This window comes from Sphingobacterium siyangense (assembly GCF_023277505.1).
Taxonomy (GTDB): domain Bacteria; phylum Bacteroidota; class Bacteroidia; order Sphingobacteriales; family Sphingobacteriaceae; genus Sphingobacterium; species Sphingobacterium siyangense.
In genome coordinates, this window is record NZ_CP080574.1 from 4,107,135 (window position 1) to 4,128,927 (window position 21,793).

Consider the following 21,793-nt stretch of genomic DNA (forward strand, 5'->3'; position numbering starts at 1 on the left):
AATGAAAAAATTTCATCACTATATAACAATTTTCGCAAGCAGTTCCCTGTTATTGTCCGCATGCAGTGTGGGCAAAAAATACACAGGTCAGGAGATAGCCATGCCCGAAAATTTCAAAAACAGCGAGGTTGTCCTGACGTCTGATACGCTACAGCTATCCTGGCGTAACTTTGTACAGGATCCCTTGTTGACCTCACTCATTGAGAAGGCATTATCCAACAATACAGACGTCAATGTTGCACTCCTCAACATGCAACAATTGGAACTCGCGTACAAGCAGTCTAAGAAAGGGTTACTGCCAACAGCTGATTTAAGCGTTGGAGCGAATAGAACCTGGTTATCGAGCAACTCCTTGAATGGCTCGCTGAGTGACCAATTTATCGGGACACCTTATATGGACGATTATAGTGCCACGCTCAGATTGTCTTGGGAAGCCGATATCTGGGGAAAGGTAAAAATGCAAAAAGAGGAATCTATGGCCAATTTTTTTGGCCAAAAGGAAAATTTATCGGCTCTGAAAACCCGGGTGATTGTACAGGTCATCCAGTCCTATTATAATCTGATTGCTTTGGATGAGCAGCTTAAGATTGCGCAAAGAAATGTTCAATTGAGCGACAGCACACTGAATATGATACGTTTGCAATACAACTCATCACTGGTCAGTTCGCTTGCCGTGGAGCAAGCCGAAGCTCAGAAGAAAACTGCTGAATTGTTGATTCCCCTAGCCCATCAAAACATGGCTGTAGAAGAAAATGCACTGAGCATTCTTTGCGGAGGTTTCCCCCAGGGCATTCAACGTACAGCAAGTTTAGATGATACGATTGTTGGAGACGGACTTGCTACAGGGGTGCCGGCCGAACTCTTGAGCCGCAGACCAGATGTCAGAGCAGCTGAATACGCGGTTGTGGCTGCCACAAGCAGAATGGGACTCGCCAAAGCAGCGATGTACCCTTCCCTAAGCTTGACACCATCCATTGGTACAAACTCCATTCAATTTAACAAATGGTTTGATCTACCAGGTTCGATTGTGAAAACAATAGCGGGGAATATTGCACAGCCAATTTTTCAGAAAGGTGCTTTAAAAACAAACTATGAGATATCGGTCATCGAACGCGAAAAGATAGCATTGCAGTTTAAACAGTCGGTTATGGTTGCAGTTTCAGAAGTTTCGGATGCCTTGGCAAAAATCAAACATACGGAACAGCGCCTGCAACTTATCCATGCCAAATCAAATGCCCTCGCCAAAGCCACCGCTGATGCAGCCTTACTTTATAAAAGTGGGATGGCAAACTATTTGGAAGTGATAACTGCCCAAAACAATGCGCTACAAAATGATTTGGAACGTATTACAGTAAAACGGGAAAAGCTCAACGCAGCCATAGATCTTTACCGTGCACTGGGTGGCGGAACAGATACTTTACCGCCAAATACGCCATAGAATCACAAAATAAAGGCAACTGACTAAATATATGCCCCTAGAACCAAAGACTTTCTAGGGGCTTTTTCATTCCTTTTTTGCAGCTGCGCCCAAAATTTCCTATCTTCGGGTAAATACAAATATGATGAATAGAACGAGTTGTCTTCCCCCTCCAATAGCGTAATATTTTTTCTCTATATTACTGAAGCCCAATACCAGAAATGGACCAATTTGCTGTGCTTCTTATTTACGATCAATTTTATGATTTAACACCTTTCGTCCTTAATGGACGGAACTGGAAGACAATTTCTTATGAAACATTCATATTTCATGCTGCACCTCGCTGTGCTGTGCCTGGGACTATCTGGCGTATTTGGAAAACTGATTTCACTTAACGAGGGGATACTCACATGGTACCGTGTATTTTTAGCTGCCGTTATCCTATTTTTTATTCTAAAATGGTATAAAATACCTACAGATTTTACGTTCAAAGAGAAACTGCATATTGCAAAAAATGGGCTACTATTGACAGCATCCTGGCTATTATTCTATGCTAGCATCAAATATTCAAACATTTCCATCGGCGTGATCTGCTACTGTATGGCAAGTTTTTTCACCGCTATTTTTGCACCGATGATCAATAAAACGAAATTCAGATTGTCTGAACTTCTGTTGAGTGGACTTACGTTGTGTGGGATAGCACTGATATTTCACTTCGATACCTCACACCAGCTTGGCATAGTCTTAGGGATAATTTCTCCGGCTTTTGCCTCACTCTATGCGGTTCACAATGAAAAATTGACCAAAAAGTACAATGCAATATGCATTAACTATTATCAAATGATCGGTGGAACAATAGGGCTGGCATGTCTACTTCCTTTTTACATTCAGCACTATCCAATCAGCACTTTTATTCCCAATGCCCTGGATATTTTCTATCTGATCATCCTATCTTTATGTTGCACTGTGGGAGTCTATCTCGCATTTACAGAAATCTTAAAGAAGATATCAGCATTTACATTGAACTTAAGCTTAAATCTTGAGCCAGTATATGCTATTTTGATTGCTTTTTTACTTCTTAATGAAGCAAGAGAATTAAACCTATCCTTCTATGTTGGACTGTTTTTGGTTGTTTCATCTGTGTTATTGCAGTATTGGATCAGCAGTAAAAAGAGCGCTTAACAACCTCCATTCATTTCCCAGTCCAACGAAGATTGGGAAATGAATATTGTTTCCTCCTTTTGCCAAGCAGGTAGCCCCGATAAACAGGTAGCCCCGAAAAAACATGTTGAAAAGAAAAATGTGTGTCATTTTCAACAAAGCCTTATATTTATGAGACGGTTCGGGTTTTAATTCCAAAACCGGCACAACCGGTCAAGCAATTTATTATATATACATTAAATAGATAGTTCCGTTATGAGCAATAGCAGTACAGAAAACAAATTTGTCAACCAGCAGATCCAATACCTTGAGTTTGTATCAAGCGACCTTGAACGTGCCAAAGCATTCTACTCAACGAGTTTCGGTTGGGAGTTTACGGATTATGGGCCAGCATATACGGCTTTTGGCGGAAAATATGTTGATGGTGGTTTTACACTTGGTGACCCCATAAATGGCAGTATTCTCGTCGTTATCTATGCCGACGATCTGCAGGCTACGCGTGATCAGATTATCCGTGCTGGCGGGACTATATTAAAAGATATTTTTAGCTTTCCCGGAGGAAAAAGATTTCAGTTCCAGGATCCTGACGGATATGAATTGGCCGTATGGACTGTTGAATAATAGTTGAATACAGTATATACTCAAATACAAAGCCCCCATATTTTTCTCATATGGGGGCTTTGTATTTTAAGATCAGGCTCTTTTAGCTTTCTGATAGTTTTTATTTTTATTCCTATTGAAACGCTTCTTCTTATGCTGTGGATTCTTTTTGGCAGGATTGTAAGTAGGTCCCGCTTCAAACCCCTCTGGCAATGGAAGTTGTTCAATCGGATAACCTATTAAATTCTCAATCTGAGCGAAACGGTTTTGGTCTTTCTCATTGACAAAGGTAATGGCTGTTCCTGTAGTTGCTGCCCGCGCAGTACGTCCAATACGGTGTACGTAATCTTCCGGATCCGGTGGAACATCGTAATTAACGACCAAACTGATCCCCACCACATCGATACCGCGAGATATCACATCTGTCCCCACCAGTACCCGCACCTGACGAGACCGAAATCTGGCCATGATATCTTCCCGTTTCGACTGCTCGAGATCCGAATGGAAACCCTCCGCATCAATCCCCTGCTTCTGTAATTCCTGAGCGAGAAGTTTGACTGTAGTTTTTTGGGATGCAAAAATAATAACAGATACATAGTTGGGATCCTTCAGTATATTCTTTAGAAGCTCCATTTTCTGTTGATCATAGGCAAGATATACACGTTGATCTATCCCTTCCGAAGGTTTAGAAATGGCAATATTGACTTCCACAGGCTCTTGCAGAATTTTTCGGGCAAAAGACCTGATCTTCATCGGCATCGTCGCCGAAAACAAAAGCATCTGCTTTTTCTTCGGTAGATAACTTACAATACGTAAGATATCGTCTTGAAATCCCATATCCAGCATACTATCGGCTTCATCCAAAACAAAGTGCCTTAAATGAGAGAGATCAATCTTCATGGAGGTAAGATGGCTTATCAACCTTCCCGGCGTAGCAACAATAATATTTACCCCCTCTCGTATGGCCCGTTTTTGCTGTTCATACCCCATACCATCACCACCACCATAAATGGCTATGGATGTTGCACCCGTATAATAAGACATGCCCATAATCTGCTGGTCAATTTGCATAGCAAGTTCCCGGGTCGGAACAAGGATAATAGCGAGGATAGATTCCCTTGAATTCCGTGCTATTGCATCGAGGATCGGCAACATATAAGCTGCTGTTTTACCTGTACCTGTCTGTGCACAGGCAATCATATCTTTTCCCTCTTTAATAATCGGGATGGTCTGTTCTTGGATCGGCGTAGCCTCCTCAAACATCATACTTTCTAAACCTTCTTCCAAAGCTGGAACAAAGCCAAATTCATCAAATCTCAACGTATTGTTTTTATTGTTGTGCCCTAAATTACTAAATCTAATTCATAAAAGTCTAAAATTAATACCTATAGCTCGTTATCCGCTTTCAAATAGATGTCCAGATAGGAATAATCCATGAGAGAATCAGTAATTAATTTGACCAAAAACAACTGTCCTACACATTCCCGTAAGCCAAGCATACGACTGCTATCTATTCAAAATCTAATCAATAACCGCTGTTTTCTTTGCGGCTGACACTGCGCTCAAAACAACATAGCCTAGCAAGCCAGCGCATAAAGAAGCGATCAGAACCGCGAACTTTGCTTCTTCAATCAGCATGCTATCATCAAAAGATAGTATCGAGATGAAGATCGACATCGTGAAACCGATTCCCCCCAACAAACCTACACCAAAAATCTGTTTCCAGCCAGCCCCTTCCGGTAATTGCGCAATCTTCAATTTTTTAGCAATAAAACAGATCAAAAATATCCCAATTGATTTACCAGCGATTAGGCCAAGGATAATACCGATCCCCAATTTTGAAGTCAAACCACCAATCATTTCCCCATGGATTGGAATAAGCGTATTCGCAAATGCAAACAAAGGAATGATAATGAAATTGACAGGTTTGGTCAATAGATGCTCAAGTTTTTCCAAGGGAGATTCTTCCGCATCCGGTGTTGTCGGCAGCGTCATGGCCACCAGCACGCCAGCTATTGTTGCATGAATACCCGAGTGGTGAACAAAGTACCAAATAAATAGTCCCGGAATCAGGTAAGCCCATATCGCTTTAACGCCCAATTTATTTAACACGATCAAAAACAGAAATATACCTAAAGCAATAAATAAATAGGTCGCATGAATACCATTGCTATAAAAGATCGCAATAACCAATATGGCAAGTAGGTCGTCAACAATCGCTAGCGCAGCCAAAAAGATCTTAAGACTGGCAGGTACCTTATTTCCCAGAAGCGTGATAACCGCTAAAGCAAATGCAATATCCGTTGCCATAGGGATTCCCCAGCCGTTTGCAGTATCGGTTCCCTGATTTAATGCAAAATAAATGATGGCAGGCAAAAGCGCCCCACCAACCGCAGCCAAAATGGGCAGAATTGCTTTACTTGGCGATGAGAGTTCACCCTCTACAATTTCACGTTTTATCTCGAGGCCCACCAGTAAAAAGAAAATCGCCATCAAACCATCGTTGAGCCACAACAACCAGGAATATTTTAAATGAATATGACCGCTCTCAAAACCTACTTCCCGGTTCAGAAATTCCATTACACTGGCATACAATGATGTATTTGCTACGATCAATGCCAGAATAACACAGGAAAAAAGTATAATTCCGCCAGCAAAGCTGGATTTTAAGAACTCTCTAAAGACAGTTAAATTGATAAGTTTTGACATGATTTGAATATCTAAAAACGCTTACAAAGGTTCACAAGATACGATTTTTAGGACCATTTACCGAATTCCCTAAACAATATCCGGAGCTATATCCAATGTAAAAAAGCTGAATTAGCTGTGTTTTATTAGTGGTAAAAGAACCAAAAAGCGAATAAAAAGACAAAAGCTCTTCTGCTATCCTTTTATTTTTCGAACCTAACGAATCAAATGTGAGAAACAGAGGTTATACCTTAAAATTTCATAAAAATCTAACTTATTTTTTACCGAATTAATTTGACTTTGTTGCAAAAAATACTTAGCTTGCTACTATAGTTAATAAACCGTTTATTATGTGCAAGAAGTGGATTTTCATGGTGCTTCTTTTCGTAGCAAATTTTACATATGCGCAGACGACAGAGGATAAAACCCAACATTCAGGTTCCCATTACATTATTTTAGCAATCATCGCTATCATTGTCATTGTTTATATATTATACAGGAGGCAAAAGAGGAAATTTAATGAATAAGGGAGATCAGTAGATCTCCCTTATTCATTAAATTTCCTTCCACATCCCCTTCACTTCCCATCAAACTTTCAATGAATCAACATATTAATCACGAATCGGTTCATTCGTTTGTGCTAATCGTTGCGACCCCGTATTTGCCGGACAGGCAATATCATCTGTTGCATCGTATACAAGCTTCTTACCATTCAATTTTGTAATCAATTCTTGAGGGACATACACCTGAACTTTGGTAACCGCATAACCACTTGGATAATAACGAACATAATAACCATCAGGATGAAGCGTCCAAATACCACTTGGCACGTCCGTACGAGGCTCAGCCATACCAGCTAAGATCGCATATTGTTCAAAATCAGCGTACGAATAGTTTCCTGAGGAAACGAGCTGCCGAATATTATTTTCTGCTTCAAAGATTGTCTGTACTGCCGGTGGCATTTGGTCTTTTGCCTTTTGGACAACGTCAAATGGCAAAACGCCGAGTGCACCACCTTCCAAATGTAAAATTTGTTCAGCTGTAAGCAATTTTAAAGCTGTTTCTTTCACCGGACCCGAATAATCAATAAATTTTGTCTTCGCAATGATCGTCCACAATAGCATCTGTATGTCTGATTGTGCAACTTCAGGGTGCTTTTCAGCGCTTTTCAAAATTGCAATGACCACGTCTCTCTTCTTGCCCAATGTAGGTGCATACATATATCCATCACCTTTCGAAGGCGCATAGGTACCCGCTTTCAAGCAATAGCTCTTATTGGTCATTTCAAAATGTCCAGCCTCCAATAAGTAACCATCATTGCCATTCTTTTGCAAATTTTCTAAAGGTTTATAAACAGCCGTATTTTGAAAATCGGGCATTTGCTCCCCCTTCCTATTTACATCTTCAAAACTTGTACTAATCGCTTCGGGCTCTTTTAAAAGTTTATCCAGCCCAAGTACCTTGCTTCCCTTGGAAGCAACGGCTTTGCTTGCCTTATCCAATAGCCCTCCAAATTGAGCCGAGGCTCCTTGGATATTAAATAAAAAAGCAACTGCAAGTATAACGACACCCGTTATTCTATTTCTTTTCATAATTGATTTCATTTCAGCTCTTGTCCACAAAAAAGAAGCCAATTTAAATCACCAGCACAATATTTATAATTTATTAATTCATAATTTGCACACATTGCTGGATTTCACGCTTCATTTCAAAGATCCTCTCCATCCATTGAAATTTCAGAGCATACAGGTTTGCCAAAGAAGCTAAAAACAGTGGATTTCCCCAACATTGCTCTCCTCAATTTCTCTAGAAACTGATCACCGCAAATAGTTAAAAATACAATATTAAAACGTATCTTTGCAGCATGATTAATGTGTCAAATCTCTCCCTTCGTTTTGGTAAACGTGTACTATTCGAAGATGTCAATCTAAAATTCACACCTGGAAACTGTTACGGTATTATTGGCGCTAATGGAGCAGGTAAATCTACTTTCTTAAAAATTATCTCAGGGGAAGTTGATCCTTCGACAGGTTCAGTGGCATTCACGCCAGGCGAACGCATGTCGGTTTTAAGTCAGGATCACTATGCTTTCGATGAGTTTACTGTTCTTGAAACCGTCATGATGGGTAACCAAGAGCTTTACAAAATCATGAAAGAGAAAGATGCCATTTACATGAAAGAGGATTTCTCTGATGCCGACGGCGAACGCGCCGGCGAACTGGAAAGTCTTTTTGCTGAAATGGATGGATGGAATGCCGAATCTAATGCCGCAACTTTATTGAGCAGTTTGGGCATTAAAGAAGAACTACATTATAAGTTAGTTTCTGAAATTGACGGTAACCAAAAAGTCCGCGTACTCTTAGCGCAAGCATTATTTGGCAAACCAGATATTTTGATTCTCGATGAGCCTACCAATGATTTGGATATTAATACCATCGCATGGTTAGAGGATTTTTTAGCAAGTTACGAGGCAATCGTCTTAGTTGTATCCCACGACCGTCACTTCCTGGATGCTGTATGTACGCATACGGTGGATATTGATTTTGGTAAGATGACAATCTATACGGGTAACTACTCGTTCTGGTACGAATCTTCTCAATTAGCGTTAAAGCAACGTTCTGATCAAAACAAGAAAATGGAAGATAAAGTAAAAGAACTTCAGGAGTTTATCCGTCGCTTCTCTGCCAACGCTTCCAAATCCAAACAAGCTACTTCTCGTAAGAAAGCATTGGATAAGATTAATATTGACGAGATTAAACCGTCCAACCGTAAATATCCTGCCATCATGTTCAATACCATGAATCGTGAACCAGGAGATCAAACGCTACAAGTTGAAGGCTTAAGCAAAACGGTCAATGGCGAGGTATTCTTTAAGGATATTACCTTTATGATTAATAAAGGCGATAAAATCGCTGTTCTAGGTCCAAATTCATTGGTAACCACAGCATTTTATGATATTATAACTGGTAGAGACACCGATTTCGGTGGCGAATTCAAATGGGGCGTTACCATCACTCCTGCCGATATGCCGATTGAAAATGCCGCATTCTTCGAAGGAAAAAATGAGAATTTAGTGGACTGGTTGAGAAACTATACGACTAACCCGGAGGCGGACGAACAATTTATACGCGGATTTCTAGGGAAAATGTTGTTCTCTGGTGAAGAAGTTATGAAGAAAGTATCTGTGCTTTCAGGAGGAGAAAAAATGCGTTGTATGTTTTCTCGTATGATGCTTCAAGGCGCCAACTTCCTCATCTTTGATGAACCAACCAACCACTTGGATTTGGAATCTATCACTGCATTGAACAATGGAATGTCTGATTTTAAAGGATCAATGTTGTTCACATCCCGTGACCACGAATTGACTGAAACTGTTGCAAATAGAATCATCGAATTGACTCCGAAAGGTATCATCGACAAATTGATGACTTACGATGAATACATTAATAGCGATGTGGTGAAAGCACAACGTGAAGAAATGTATAAATAAGATAATTTATCCCAATTTAATAAAGGCTCCATAATTCATTTTATGGGGCTTTTTTGATGTGCAACAAAAAAGCACTGAGGGGTTCAGTGCTAATCGCGATTGATATGAAAGAATTGAGAAAGTTTTACTTTACTGAACCGAAGGTTTGACAACACGCCAACCTAATTGTAAGGACACCGCACAATGGTCGGATAAATCCTGTCCCTTTTCGTTTTGAAAAAGCTTTTTTTGAACCTGATAATTCTTTGCCTCAAATAGCAAATGATGGTTATTGCGATAGTAAATTTTATCAATACCTTCGCAATCCTCTGTCAGCTCCAATGCTGTTTTCGCTTCAAAATTCACTTTATGCCCAGGAATATTACCTTTGTTGCGTAAACTTACCCATGCATCTACCAAACCTAAGTCCTTCTGAAAAGAACCGATGTTATCCAGCTCGTAAGCGTAATGTGCATTAAAGTCGCCCATAATCAAAAGTGGTCTGTCAGCCGAATACTTTTTAATATAGGCTTTTAGCTGATTTATATTCTTCTGCCGGGCAGTCGTTGCATTCGGATCGTCCTGAGCAGTCGCATGTACATTATAAACATCAATAAATACCTCTTTGGCCAATTGAATTCGAGCATAAGAAAAGCCTTTAGGAGTCAGACAATCTGCACCATTGCAATCAGTCCAGCCTACCCGCTCAAACTCAACAATAGGATATTTTGAAAGTGTACTCAGCCCGTCCCCAAAAGGTACCCCACCCATATTTGCCGTTCGGTAACTATGCTTATTTTCGCTGTAGAGGAACTTGTTGTAGTTAAAATCTTCCTGTACATTGACAATATCAAATCCATTGATCCGATTGCCGATCGACGTAATACTGGAAGACCGCTCGGTTACAGCACTGGAAATCCATTCAGGAAGGCCAGCTATATTGTACGTTAACAAATTTAGCTTTCCGTAAGTCGCTTCCGGCATAGCTGCATACACAGCATTACTGAGCTTTGGCTGTTGTCTTGGCCTCAACTTAAAACCCAACATAACACCGGCAGACGCACAAATAAATAGGATGACAATCTTTCGAAAACCCTTAGGTCTAATTTTTTTTTCGAACAATAGATCTAATAGCATGGACTGAATATTTCGTTCACTCCAAAGCTACTGCGCCAACATTAGCTCTATTATCATATTCAATTAATTCTATTTTTAATAATTATGCACAAATTATTAAAAACTAATAATTTATAAACACTATAATGACAAAAGGTTAATACCTGCATAGCATAGGAGTTACAGCTTTCAGCTATTTTTATACAACCCCTAATAAGAATAAAATGAGAAAGGTAGCCTTCTTTACAGAGATACTCGTCGAGGATTTCGACGGTGCATCACGGACAATGTTTCAGCTAATAAACCGTATAGACCAGCAGAAATTCAACTATTTTTTTATTTATGGTGGCGGCCCTACGCAATTCCGCAATTTTCATTCTTACAAGGTGCCCACATTCAAAATACCGGTTAACGACGATTATTGTCTCGCTATTCCACAGCTTATTAAAAAGAAACTTGAGCTCGCCTTAGATAAATTTGCTCCCGACATGATCCACATTGCTACGCCTTCCCTTTTAGGTTTTTTTGCATTAAATTATGCCAAACGGAAAGGTATTCCTGTCCTTACGATCTATCATACACACTTCATTTCATACATTGCCTATTACTTCAAAAACATACTACCCTTGGTCAAGCCAACTGAACAATGGATGAAAAAAGCAATGAATAACTTTTATAACAAATGTGATATTGTCTATGTACCCACCAAATCTATTCTAAACGAATTACAGCAGATCGGCTTACAACAAGAAGGATTAAAACTGTGGCAAAGAGGAATAGACACAGCCTTGTTTAATCCCAATAAAAAGAATCTATCTCAGCTGCAGACTATCACAAAGAATGACAAACCAACAATCCTCTTTGTCAGTCGTATCGTCTGGGAAAAAAATATTAAAACGCTTATTGAAATCTATCAACAGATACAGGCTCAGAATCTTGACTATAATTTCATTGTGGTCGGTGAAGGAACAGCCAAAATAATTGCAATGCAAGAGATGCCCAATGCCATTTTCTTAGGAAAGAAAAGCCATGATGAGCTTGCAATTCTATATGCTTCGGCAGATGCCTTTGTTTTTCCGTCGGTCTCAGAAACGTACGGAAATGTCGTTGTCGAAGCATTGGCATCTGGACTTCCTTGTGTTATCGCCGATGGTGGGGGTTCGGCTTCCTTGATTCAGCATGGGAAAAATGGATTTAAGTGCCAACCTGAAAATGCAGCTGGATATGTTTACTACCTCAAAAAAATTCTCTCTGACGTGAGCTTAAAAAAGAATCTCATCAATGAAGGTCTATCCTATGTCGGACAACTGGATTGGAATAGACTATCTGGGTGCTATTTTGATGACATTGAACTATTGATTGACAAAACACAGGAAGTCGATTTGGCATGGGCAAACTAACAAACCCAAGCCAACTCATCAAAGGTATTTTTCTATTTTTGATTCTGGCGTCCATCACTGTCTTTTTAGCGAAAAGCGACTTAAATGCCTTGAAAAAAGAGCTCTCCTCAGTTGGTTATCGCTTCATAGTTATTTTGTTTACGACTTTCGCGGCTTATTTTGTAGGCACATTAGCTTGGTGGATATGCTTGGGCTCCGCAAAAAAGAAGGTCAATCTGATCGAACTCTTTGCCATCCGTCAAATCGGGGAAACCATTGGACTATTCAACCCTACAAGCATTATAGGTGGTGATTTATTAAAGGCACAATTGATAACCCGTTATGACATTCCCTTAAAAGAAGGATTGAACTCAGTTGCAATATCCCGTATTACCGCCGTACTTTCTCAATTGACACTCTTTTTGATTGCTATGCTTTGGTTGGTATTTTCTCCTTTAAAAAATGAAATTATACGCTACGCCGGCCCGGTAATATATATGATCAGTCTATTTTTGTTCCTTTTGATGATCCTGATACTTTATTGGTTAATGGTTGCAAAAAGTCCCTCGCAAACCAAGGCTTCAACAGCGACACTTTTTGGAAAAGCAAAAGCGCATTTTCAGTCACTACTTTGGAACGTAAAAGACTTTTATCGGCATCAAAATAAGGTTTTTTGGTATTCTTACTTACTTTTTGCACTACATTGGATTATTGGCAGCCTTGAATTCTATTATATTCTAAAATTTTTGGGTGTTGCAGTACAACCAATACATGGTTTAATAGTAGATATGAGTGTCATTGTGCTGAAAAGCATCGGTGCTTTTATTCCAGGGCAACTGGGTATTGAAGAAATCGCCAATAGGCTCCTACTCCATTTGATCGGTATTACTGGGGGTAGTATTTGGCTCAGTGCATCATTATTACGTCGCGGCCGACAGCTCACCTGGGTAGCGTTGGGTTTTATATTTTATCTATGCATCAAAAGGAAACCAGTACATGTATCCATCTGAAATAGAAATACTATTTGTCAGCCACAAATATCCCCCAAGTGTTGGCGGTATGGAAAAACAAAGCTTTGAACTGATCAATACTGCGGCTCTTTACTTGAAGGTACACACCTTAGTCTATGACAACAAGGAACCTCTTTTAGCCTTCTTCTTTCAACTGAATCGCCGAATTCTCGCCAAAATTAACGATAACCCCGGCATCAAGGTTATTCACTTTAATGATGGATTAATTGCATCTTTAGCCTCTTTTCACAAAGGATACCCCCATTTAAAACGTGTTGCCACGCTTCACGGACTGGATATCGTATTTCCCTTTCGCTATTTTCAACGTAAGATCATACCGCGGTTTAATACATTTGATCAGCTTATTGCGGTTAGCCAAGCTACCGCCGACGCCGCCCAGTTACGTGGTATCGATCCATCCAAAATTATTGTTATACCCAACGGTGTAGATCCGATAAACCACTCCACTGAAAACAATGAACCAGCCTGCGAAAGCAAGCCCTATTTTATCACTTTGGGACGCCCTGTTAAACGGAAGGGCTTTTCGTGGTTGATGAAACATGTCATTCCCGCTATTCAGGGTGATTTCAAATTACTGATGGTCGGTCCATTCGATCACGAACCTACATGGAAAGAACGCCTATTGCAGCTTATACCCAAAAAGATAAATCATTTAATCACCTTATTCCTCGGATTTCCGACCGATCAGAGGGAGATCAGAAAATTACTGAAAGCGTACCCCGAAAAAATTGAGCATCTTGGAAAAGTCCCATTCGAACAACTGCAAAGCCTCTTGGCCAACGCACAGGCCTTCTTAATGCCCAATATTGAAGTGCCCGGAGATATGGAAGGCTTTGGGCTCGTCTGTTTGGAGGCTTCCACAGCAGGCACCATTGTTGTGGCCGCCGAATTAGAAGGAATTACAAGCGCCGTGACACATCATTGCAATGGCCTGCTCCTGGCAAGCAAAAACCAAAATGCATGGATCGAACAACTTCAAGCCATTTTAGCAAATCCAGTCCATTATAAAAGCCTGAGCCTACAATTTAAACAAAATACCCTAAAACAATATAGCTGGGATATTATGGCCAGATCCTATTGTCAATCATTTGCAGACTTAATTACAGCAGCAGACCAATAATTGACCGTAACACTTCATAAATTTGACCGCATCTATCATTCAGAGGGAATGGCTCTCCAGAAAGCAATTTTCAACATCTTTCAAGACGCAAAATTTTTTTATAGTGACCTGCTAACGTTTTATAAGAAATCAATTGAATCAAAGCGAAACATCCTACCAAAACAAGCCCCAATGGTGAATAAAAAGTTAGACTGATATACAGTAGTAATAAGAATAGCCGAAGCATCTCAAGTGGAAAAACCCAGTCTTCATGTTCTAGAAGCCCCCCAATACAAATGACGCTACAGAGAATAAATCCTCCGCCAATAAGGAGTTGTATGAGTTGCTGATAATTACCATAAAGCAAAAAAAAGAAAAGCAAGAGCATCGTCAGCATGGACTGAAAAAAGATATAGCGGCTTAACACCTGTGCATGAACTTGTGGCCTTGCTCCTGCAAATATGCGCTCTTCCAGTTCTTCTCGAATTTCAGGCTGTATATCGTCAGGCCTACCGAATATAGTCCGCATTTTGTTTTTAAATCCTTCGGCCCGCTTAAATGATAAACCAATTTCAAATAAATAATGAAAATGCTGCCATAGAAAAGTGTAGCGATGAATGGGTTTTGTGAGTCCATAAACACAAGGTTCTTCTTTTTGCTCCGGGATAAATGTTCCGAATAGCTTGTCCCAAATAATCAGGATATCTCCATAATTTTTATCCAAATAGATTTCATTGCTGCTATGATGCACCCGGTGGTGAGATGGCGTTACAAATACGCGCTCCAAAATCCCCAAATTTCCTACCGTCTGCGTATGGGAGAAAAATGGATATACGCCATGGATCAACAAAATAGTGGTCATCATAAAGGGAGGGAATCCCAAAAGAGGAATAAAAGCCCAAAATAACGAACGGAAAACGGCTTGAAATATGGTGATCCGGGCTGCTACGGTAAAGTTATAATCTTCACTTTGGTGATGTACAACATGAGCTGCCCACAACAAGTTTATTTCATGGCTATAGCGATGATACCAATACCAGAGAAAATCTGTAAATAGAAAAAGTATAACCCAGGTCCAAACATTCGCTTCAATGTGAAATATCGCAAAGTTTTGATACACCCAAACGAAAAAAAAGTAAAATAAACTAACAGAAAACATATCACACATACGCTCGACGATACCAACATTGAGATTTGAGATCGATTCATCAAAAGAATAAAAACGTTTCTGTTTTTTGAGGCTATACCAATATTCCAACACCATCAAGATTAAAAATAAGGGAATGATAAACGCCAAAAAATTAAGTTTTTCTGTATACATGCAGTCGCTATTTTGAAGACAAAAAATCTACCTTAATCGCAATTCAACAAGAACCGTCTTTTCTGATGCCAAAAGATCAATTCTTCCAAACTCTTTATTATTAAACAATCAATTTTAAATCAGGTTTTTCAATGGACAAAAATGTATGCTTTCTAACGCCCCTACAATAACAAACGCCAACTCAAAAAGAAACGCCAACTCAACGTGATTTTCTACCACAAAAGAACGTGCACAAAAAAAGTCCTCAAAAAGTTAAACACTTTTGAGGACTTCTGATTGAACGATAAATTATTCTTCACTGATGGTGCACTATAATAACAGCGCAGCAGACGAATCCAATATTAATGTACACTGGACATATCGATCTGTGTTTTCCCCTGTTTGATCATCAATACAAAAGGGACACAAATCAGAAAGACAACCCCGAGGTACAGGAACACATCCATGTAAGATAGCACTGTTGCTTGTTTCATCACACTCAAGTCCAATATTTGATGCGCTTTGGCCAAAGCCTCATTAGGTGAAAAACCTTTCGCCTGAAAACTCATTTGCAATTGCTGCACCCTTTGTTGCACATCAAACTTACTTGGATCTAAATTAGCTACCAGATCAACACGGTGTTTTTGGCTATCACGGGCGATAAATGTCGTAATCAAAGCAATTCCAAATGAACCACCCAATTGACGCATCATCCCTGTAAAAGCAGCTCCTTCACCGATTGACTTACCATGTAATGTTGATAAAGACAGTGTCATAACAGGCACAAACAACAATCCTAGGCCAACTCCGCGGAGAATCAATGGCCAAAACATATGCTCCGAACCTGTATCGTTTGTCATGAGGCTATACATCCAAAAACAAAAGCCAAAAAAGATACATAGCCCTAAAGCAACCATATACTTCTGAGGAACACCATTTTGGATCATCTTACCGATAAAAGGCATCATGATACCGGTCATAATCGAACTCGGTAACAAGAGCAAACCCGCATCTGTTGCCGTCCATCCCAATATCGACTGCGTATAGATTGGAATAATAAACGTCGATCCGAACAAGCCAAAACCAAGAATAAAGCTCATCACCACACCCACCTGTAAATTCTTATCCTTCAATACACGCAGATTAACAATCGGTTTATCGTACACCAACTCCCGCCATATAAAAAACAGCAATCCAAAGACAGACAAAATCGATAAACCTAAAATCAAAGGATCGTCAAACCAGTCATCCTGTTGTCCGTGTTCCAATACAAACTGAAGTGAACCAATAAACATGATCAAAAATATCATACCGAACCAATCCACTTCCTTAGCAGACTGCTTTTGACTGTATTTAGGACTGCGTACAAAAGATAAGGTCAACAAGGTCGCAATAATGCCAAGCGGCACATTGATATAAAATATATAAGGCCAAGAGAAGTTATCGATGATGTACCCACCCAACGGTGGCCCTAATGTAGGACCAACAATAACACCCATCCCGTAGATAGCTTGGGCCATACTACGTTTTTCTTTGGGATAACTTTCCGTGATAATAGTCTGGGCTGTAACCAGTAAGGCTCCCCCACCCATCCCTTGTATAAAGCGAAATGCAACAAGCTCCCACATATTGGTTGCATTACCGCATAAAAATGAAGATACTGTGAATATGATAATAGAAGCCGCAAAGTAATTTCTACGCCCAAACTGTTGGGACAACCAGCTTGTCATCGGAATCACAATGACGTTAGCGATTGCGTAAGCCGTAATCACCCATGCGACATCCGTCAGCGTCGCCCCCAGTGAACCTTTCATATCGTTCAGGGCCACATTGACAATCGTTGTATCTACAATTTCCAACAGCGCACAAAGCACCGCTGTAATCGTGATTACAACGCGACGAAAACCATATTCAACCAGACTATCTTGTTGATTTAAATTTTCCATAGTTATTTAACATGCACATCTACGTCAGCATTCATCCCCGGTCTGAGCAAAGCCACATTTTCTGCTTTATTGTCTTTTGTCAATTTGATCTTTACGGGTAAACGCTGAACCGTCTTTACAAAGTTACCCGTTGCATTATCTGGAGGCAATAAAGAGAAACGTGAACCAGTGGCTGGCGAGAAAGAGTTTACCTCTCCTTCAAACTCAATAGCAGGATAAGCATCCACTTTAATACCGACTTTTTGTCCAGGTTTTATTTTTTCCAATTGCGTCTCCTTAAAGTTAGCAACGACCCAAGTTTCAATATTATCTACAATGTAGAACAAAGATTGACCTGGATTGACCATCTGCCCTGGTTGTACCTTGATATTCGATACCTGACCATCCACAGAAGCAAGTACTGCAGTATAAGAAAGGTTCAATTTAGCCGCTTCAAGTTGCGCATTCGCTCTTTTTATATTTGCCTCAGCAACAGAAGTTTGCTTTGAAGCTACTGTAGTCTTACTCACGATTGCATTACGTTGTGAAGCACTGGCGTTACGTTGTTGTTGCAAAATTTCAACCTGCTTGTCAGCTTCCAGTTTCGCTGTCAATGCCTGCTCATACTGTTGTTTCGTAATTGACTGATTGTTGTATAAGTTTTGGTAGCGGATATAATCATTATTCGCTTGCTTAGCACGAATGCGTGCTGCATCGATGCTACCCAAATTAGATTGGATCGTTGCATCCGAAATAGCTACATTCGCCGAAGATGCAGATACATCTGCCTTTGAAACATCAAAGCTACTTTGAGCTGCTGCCAAGGCTGCTAGCGCTTCATCCACACGAACCTGATAATCTTGGCTCTCAATGGTGAACAACGTATCCCCTTTTTTAACCAAATCATTATCTTTTACGTACACTTTCGAGATAAACCCACCAACGCGTGGAATGATCGGACTCATGTTTTTCTCTACCTGCGCATCGTCTGTCGTTTCATGCGCCTGACCATGCATATATTTATAAGCACCATAGGCTCCTCCGAAGATGACCAATGCTGCCAAAATAATTGTGAATTTTTTATTTGTACCTTTCTTTTCAGGTGCGTTTTCTACTGTATTTTCCATGTCTAGATTAATTGCTATTTAATGTTTAAAGACCCATTTGCTAACAGCAGGTCGTAATATTTTTCAATGGTATTTGCTTTGCTGATCGCAAGATTGATCTTGCTTTGAAGCTGCTGTACGTCGGCCGTTAACAAATCGTCCGTATCCGCGATACCATTATCGTACTTATCTTTTGTAATACGATAATTTTCAACTGCCTGATCCACCGCCTGATGGTAAACCACATCCTGCTTTTGTGCCAGCATATAGTTTTCATTGGCCTGTTGAACCTGAACTTTCACCTTATCATTTAATAATTCAATGTGCTCATCAATTTCTTTTATACGATTTTTCGCAACATTCACTTCTCTTTTGTTTTTATAAAGTGAACCGATGTCGTAGGATACACCTACACCCACCATGGCCGCATTTGTTACAGTAACCACTTTTTGCAAACCAAAAGCATTGTAACCTGCCGTTGCAGAAACCTGTGGCAATGTGGATGCTTTTGTTACCTTCAACTGGTCTTCTGCAACCAAACGTTGAGACTCCAAAGATTTCACATCAGAACGCGAGGTTTTCGCAGCGTCATAAGATGCTTTTAACCCCAAATCAACACCGTTCACCTCAGCAAGATTGATCTGATCCAACTGTGTATCCTCATCAATTTTCAAAAAATTAGCCAATTGATAGTTCAGCACCTTGATATTTTTCTGCGCCTCCTGAAGCGAAACCTGATAATTTGAAAGCTGCAATTCTGCTTTTAACAGGTCGTTACGCGCGATCAAACCATTGTCCAACATCGCTTTAAAATCCGAAACACGCTGCTCCGACTGTTTGATATTTTCAGCAATCAACAAGTTGGTTTGCTGAGCCTTATAAAGACTTAAATAAAGATTCACTGCACGTATAGCCAGTTGTTCTTTACTTGCTACAGCGTTGTATTCCTCAGCTTTTAATGCATCTTTTGCAATATCAATACCGCCTTTAATACGTCCACCTGTATAGATTGGCATACTCACCGAAGCCTGTCCTAACCACAATTGGTTTGCAGCAATATCCGGAGCAGATCCCCCCTCACCTAAAGCCAACTTTAAATTCACATTTGGAGTAGTCATAGCCATGTATTGTCCACTCAATTTTGCATCAGGAAGCTGTTTCGATTTGGCCGTTTCAACTTCGAGCTGTCTCCCCAGTACTTTGGTATCGGTAGACTTTGCTTCCACGCTTTGATTTGCGGCCAAGTGAATTATCTCTTCCAAAGTCATGTGCTTGTTGTCTTGCGCCAACAGACCCATAGGACTTAAAAGCAATAAAGCACTCAAATTGGCCAACTTATTTTTCATATGTCAATAAAGCTTTAATTGTTTTCTGTATAAATTCTGTTAAAGTTGTTTCTATATAATTTGCATAGTCCTCATCGTTATCGATATGCAACTGATCCTGTAAAAAACAATGATTCATCTGAAAATTCATAAATACGCCCATCATCATGGAGTGGATCAAGATGGGATCATACCCCGCTTTGAATACACCCTGTTCTACCCCTGCATTGATAACAGACGATATCACTTCAAGATTGTGCAGCTTGAGTTTGCGAAAAGCCTCCGAGATCAGCATGCGTTGTTTTAACGAACTTTCAATGGTGATGATATGATACAGTTTACGATGCGAGTTCATGGACTTAAACGATTTATCCACCATAGCGTCAATTTTATCCAACGCATTATCGACAAGCGCCAACTCATCCACGTTGATCATAAAATCAGGAACACGCCATTCAAAAAACGTATCCAGTAGCTTGTCCTTTGATCCAAAATAATAGTTGATCATCGCAACATTTACATTCGCCTCATTGGCGATATCACGAACGGAAGTCCCATCAAATCCTTTTGTTGCAAAAAGACGCTCTGCTGCAAGCAGAATATCAATCTGTTTCTCGTTAAATTCCATTTTAAACCTCGATCTTTTAAAGATACAATCGCATATTCATAGCGATTATAAAATACGTTCTCGCTAAATGCGCGACAAAGTTAAACAAACGTTTAATTTAAACAAGTGTTTAATTATTAAATTTGTGTAAAAAAAAACACCATTTCTGGTGTTCTTGCTTTTGGATGGGATTAGTTAAGTATCCGATAGATCATTTCTTTTAAAATCTCTTCACTATTGAAATTGCTCGGCACATTGACACCTTTGGATTTTAAATCAGTCTCCTTCAACACATTGAGCACATCGAAAGTTTTCCGCCGGTTGTAATTTCTTGCAGCAAGCTCGTATTCTTTCAGAAAGAAAGGATGTACCCCTAATTCTTTTGCTGCGACCGATTTGTCGATCAGATAATGGTATTTGAGAATCTTCGTGAAGTAAGTGGCAATTTGTCCAATGACCATTACCAGCGGATTATTTTTGGGGTTGGCCACAAAATAATCAACGATCTGATAAGCCTTTAGGGCATTACGTTTAGCCAATGCAGTATTTAATTCAAAAACATTATAATCTTTGGAGATACCAATATTTCGTTCAACATCTTCCATGCTGATCTCTTGACTCTTTGGAACATTAAGCATCAGCTTGTCAAGTTCATTAGACACTTTGGACAGATCATTCCCGAGATAGTCCGCAATCATCATCGTCGCTTGCGGATGAATGCGCCAGCCGGCGTCTTTCACATACGCTCCGATCCAAGGGCCCACCTTATCGTCGTATAGTTTGGCTGCATCAACAACTAGCCCTTTTTTTTCAAAGACTTTATAGATCTTTTTGCGTTTGTCAAATTTCCCATGTTTAAAACAAAACACAAGAATGGTTGTCGGTGTAAGATGTTCCAGGTATTTAGTCAACAGTTCTTCCGTATCCGATTTCCATTTTAGCTCCTGTGCCTCCTTGATAATAATCACCTGATAATCACTCAACATGGGATACCGTTTTGCTGCATTGACAACGGTAGACATATCAATATCTTTTCCGTAGAAAATCGATTGATCAAAGCCCTTCTGCGCATCATTCAATACGGTTGCTTCCAAAGCGTCGGCAATGGTATCAATGAAATAACTCTCCTCCCCTTGCAATAAATACACTGGTTTAAAAGACCTGTTCTTAATATCGGATAAGATCGGATTGATGTTCATATATATAGTCTATTTATTCGTCCGCAATAGATCAGTTGCCCAAATTTCTTTCCGGTATCCAAGCTATCTACGAAGGCTAAAATACCCCATGTCACCACATATCAAAATGTCTGTCGAGTTCGACCATGGGCATTTTATGCGAAGCAAAATTACGATTTTAATGGCAATTCAACCGAGTAAACTCCGTAAAATTACGCTTTTATAATTGACTCCTGCACCGCGATTACATTAAACTATTGATTTAATGCCATGAACATTCAGCAACATAGCTTTCACCATCTCGTTAAGTAATCGCATCATAAATACAGACCTCGGGTTTCATCAACCTAAAAAATCAGACTAGTCAAAAAAACACCATATTTCAGACTTCA

General features: G+C 39.9%; 17 protein-coding genes. 7 read left to right on the forward strand and 10 right to left on the reverse strand.

Annotated features, from left to right (window positions below):
* Position 1 precedes the first annotated feature (1 nt).
* From K2F45_RS17235 to K2F45_RS17245, 3 genes are all read left to right on the forward strand, one after another.
* A complete protein-coding gene (locus K2F45_RS17235) occupies positions 2–1,438 on the forward strand; it encodes an efflux transporter outer membrane subunit (protein WP_075993257.1) in 1,437 nt (478 codons plus the stop codon).
* A 291-nt stretch (positions 1,439–1,729) separates the two neighbouring features.
* Entirely contained in the window at positions 1,730–2,599 is an 870-nt protein-coding gene (locus K2F45_RS17240; protein WP_075994868.1) for a DMT family transporter, read from the forward strand.
* 234 nt (positions 2,600–2,833) lie between these two features.
* The gene (locus tag K2F45_RS17245) at positions 2,834–3,199 is read left to right on the forward strand and encodes a VOC family protein (protein ID WP_075993258.1); all 366 of its coding nucleotides are present in this window, start codon (positions 2,834–2,836) and stop codon (positions 3,197–3,199) included.
* Positions 3,200–3,271: 72 nt separating this feature from the next.
* Here the strand turns inward: K2F45_RS17245 and K2F45_RS17250 are convergent, their stop codons facing one another.
* The 3 genes from K2F45_RS17250 to K2F45_RS17260 form a co-directional block, all read right to left on the reverse strand.
* Positions 3,272–4,498, reverse strand: a complete 1,227-nt coding sequence (locus K2F45_RS17250) for a DEAD/DEAH box helicase (RefSeq protein ID WP_075993259.1) — start codon at positions 4,496–4,498, stop codon at positions 3,272–3,274.
* A gap of 201 nt (positions 4,499–4,699) precedes the next feature.
* Positions 4,700–5,887: a Na+/H+ antiporter NhaA gene (gene nhaA / locus K2F45_RS17255; protein WP_075993260.1), complete on the reverse strand. Its 1,188-nt coding sequence runs from the start codon at positions 5,885–5,887 to the stop codon at positions 4,700–4,702.
* 590 nt (positions 5,888–6,477) lie between these two features.
* Positions 6,478–7,458 (reverse strand): hypothetical protein, encoded by a 981-nt coding sequence (locus tag K2F45_RS17260; protein WP_157626140.1) that lies wholly within the window; start codon positions 7,456–7,458, stop codon positions 6,478–6,480.
* 272 nt (positions 7,459–7,730) lie between these two features.
* On the opposite strand from K2F45_RS17260, the gene K2F45_RS17265 reads away from it, so the two are divergent.
* Entirely contained in the window at positions 7,731–9,356 is a 1,626-nt protein-coding gene (locus K2F45_RS17265) for an ABC-F family ATP-binding cassette domain-containing protein (protein WP_075993261.1), read from the forward strand.
* A gap of 129 nt (positions 9,357–9,485) precedes the next feature.
* Here K2F45_RS17265 and K2F45_RS17270 read toward each other — a convergent pair whose 3' ends face one another.
* Positions 9,486–10,472: an endonuclease/exonuclease/phosphatase family protein gene (locus K2F45_RS17270; RefSeq protein ID WP_075993262.1), complete on the reverse strand. Its 987-nt coding sequence runs from the start codon at positions 10,470–10,472 to the stop codon at positions 9,486–9,488.
* Between the two features lie 203 nt (positions 10,473–10,675).
* Here K2F45_RS17270 and K2F45_RS17275 point away from each other — a divergent pair, with 203 nt between their 5' ends.
* The 3 genes from K2F45_RS17275 to K2F45_RS17285 are packed head-to-tail and all read left to right on the forward strand — an operon-like array spanning position 10,676 to position 13,981.
* A complete protein-coding gene (locus K2F45_RS17275) occupies positions 10,676–11,851 on the forward strand; it encodes a glycosyltransferase family 4 protein (protein ID WP_248931937.1) in 1,176 nt (391 codons plus the stop codon).
* The gene (locus tag K2F45_RS17280; protein ID WP_075993263.1) at positions 11,839–12,840 is read left to right on the forward strand and encodes a lysylphosphatidylglycerol synthase transmembrane domain-containing protein; all 1,002 of its coding nucleotides are present in this window, start codon (positions 11,839–11,841) and stop codon (positions 12,838–12,840) included. The genes K2F45_RS17275 and K2F45_RS17280 overlap by 13 nt, the downstream gene beginning before the upstream one ends.
* A gap of 49 nt (positions 12,841–12,889) precedes the next feature.
* Positions 12,890–13,981 (forward strand): glycosyltransferase family 4 protein, encoded by a 1,092-nt coding sequence (locus K2F45_RS17285; protein ID WP_237241719.1) that lies wholly within the window; start codon positions 12,890–12,892, stop codon positions 13,979–13,981.
* Positions 13,982–14,051: 70 nt separating this feature from the next.
* On the opposite strand, the gene K2F45_RS17290 is transcribed toward K2F45_RS17285, so the two are convergent.
* From K2F45_RS17290 to holA, 6 genes are all read right to left on the reverse strand, one after another.
* Positions 14,052–15,281, reverse strand: coding sequence for a sterol desaturase family protein (locus tag K2F45_RS17290; RefSeq protein ID WP_248931938.1), 1,230 nt, complete (start codon positions 15,279–15,281; stop codon positions 14,052–14,054).
* A gap of 341 nt (positions 15,282–15,622) precedes the next feature.
* Entirely contained in the window at positions 15,623–17,206 is a 1,584-nt protein-coding gene (locus K2F45_RS17295) for an MDR family MFS transporter (protein ID WP_075993264.1), read from the reverse strand.
* Positions 17,207–17,208: 2 nt separating this feature from the next.
* Positions 17,209–18,312 (reverse strand): HlyD family secretion protein, encoded by a 1,104-nt coding sequence (locus K2F45_RS17300; RefSeq protein WP_075993265.1) that lies wholly within the window; start codon positions 18,310–18,312, stop codon positions 17,209–17,211.
* A gap of 14 nt (positions 18,313–18,326) precedes the next feature.
* The gene (locus K2F45_RS17305; protein ID WP_075993266.1) at positions 18,327–19,637 is read right to left on the reverse strand and encodes a TolC family protein; all 1,311 of its coding nucleotides are present in this window, start codon (positions 19,635–19,637) and stop codon (positions 18,327–18,329) included.
* Complete coding sequence (locus K2F45_RS17310) at positions 19,627–20,244, reverse strand: TetR/AcrR family transcriptional regulator (protein ID WP_075993267.1); 618 nt, start codon at positions 20,242–20,244, stop codon at positions 19,627–19,629. The genes K2F45_RS17305 and K2F45_RS17310 overlap by 11 nt, the downstream gene beginning before the upstream one ends.
* 170 nt (positions 20,245–20,414) lie before the next feature.
* The gene (gene holA / locus K2F45_RS17315) at positions 20,415–21,422 is read right to left on the reverse strand and encodes a DNA polymerase III subunit delta (protein ID WP_075993268.1); all 1,008 of its coding nucleotides are present in this window, start codon (positions 21,420–21,422) and stop codon (positions 20,415–20,417) included.
* Between the last annotated feature and the right edge of the window lie 371 nt (positions 21,423–21,793).

What these genes read in the sequence shown, in the direction of transcription:
- K2F45_RS17305 (WP_075993266.1), bottom strand. Translation starts at nt 19,637, where the DNA reads ATGAAAAATAAGTTGGCCAATTTGAGTGCTTTATTGCTTTTAAGTCCT.
- K2F45_RS17275 (WP_248931937.1), top strand. Translation starts at nt 10,676, where the DNA reads ATGAGAAAGGTAGCCTTCTTTACAGAGATACTCGTCGAGGATTTCGAC.
- K2F45_RS17285 (WP_237241719.1), top strand. Translation starts at nt 12,890, where the DNA reads ATGGAAAAACAAAGCTTTGAACTGATCAATACTGCGGCTCTTTACTTG.
- K2F45_RS17270 (WP_075993262.1), bottom strand. Translation starts at nt 10,472, where the DNA reads ATGCTATTAGATCTATTGTTCGAAAAAAAAATTAGACCTAAGGGTTTT.
- K2F45_RS17300 (WP_075993265.1), bottom strand. Translation starts at nt 18,312, where the DNA reads ATGGAAAATACAGTAGAAAACGCACCTGAAAAGAAAGGTACAAATAAA.
- nhaA (WP_075993260.1), bottom strand. Translation starts at nt 5,887, where the DNA reads ATGTCAAAACTTATCAATTTAACTGTCTTTAGAGAGTTCTTAAAATCC.
- K2F45_RS17295 (WP_075993264.1), bottom strand. Translation starts at nt 17,206, where the DNA reads ATGGAAAATTTAAATCAACAAGATAGTCTGGTTGAATATGGTTTTCGT.
- K2F45_RS17235 (WP_075993257.1), top strand. Translation starts at nt 2, where the DNA reads ATGAAAAAATTTCATCACTATATAACAATTTTCGCAAGCAGTTCCCTG.
- holA (WP_075993268.1), bottom strand. Translation starts at nt 21,422, where the DNA reads ATGAACATCAATCCGATCTTATCCGATATTAAGAACAGGTCTTTTAAA.
- K2F45_RS17240 (WP_075994868.1), top strand. Translation starts at nt 1,730, where the DNA reads ATGAAACATTCATATTTCATGCTGCACCTCGCTGTGCTGTGCCTGGGA.
- K2F45_RS17310 (WP_075993267.1), bottom strand. Translation starts at nt 20,244, where the DNA reads ATGGAATTTAACGAGAAACAGATTGATATTCTGCTTGCAGCAGAGCGT.
- K2F45_RS17280 (WP_075993263.1), top strand. Translation starts at nt 11,839, where the DNA reads ATGGGCAAACTAACAAACCCAAGCCAACTCATCAAAGGTATTTTTCTA.
- K2F45_RS17260 (WP_157626140.1), bottom strand. Translation starts at nt 7,458, where the DNA reads ATGAAAAGAAATAGAATAACGGGTGTCGTTATACTTGCAGTTGCTTTT.
- K2F45_RS17245 (WP_075993258.1), top strand. Translation starts at nt 2,834, where the DNA reads ATGAGCAATAGCAGTACAGAAAACAAATTTGTCAACCAGCAGATCCAA.
- K2F45_RS17290 (WP_248931938.1), bottom strand. Translation starts at nt 15,281, where the DNA reads ATGTATACAGAAAAACTTAATTTTTTGGCGTTTATCATTCCCTTATTT.
- K2F45_RS17265 (WP_075993261.1), top strand. Translation starts at nt 7,731, where the DNA reads ATGATTAATGTGTCAAATCTCTCCCTTCGTTTTGGTAAACGTGTACTA.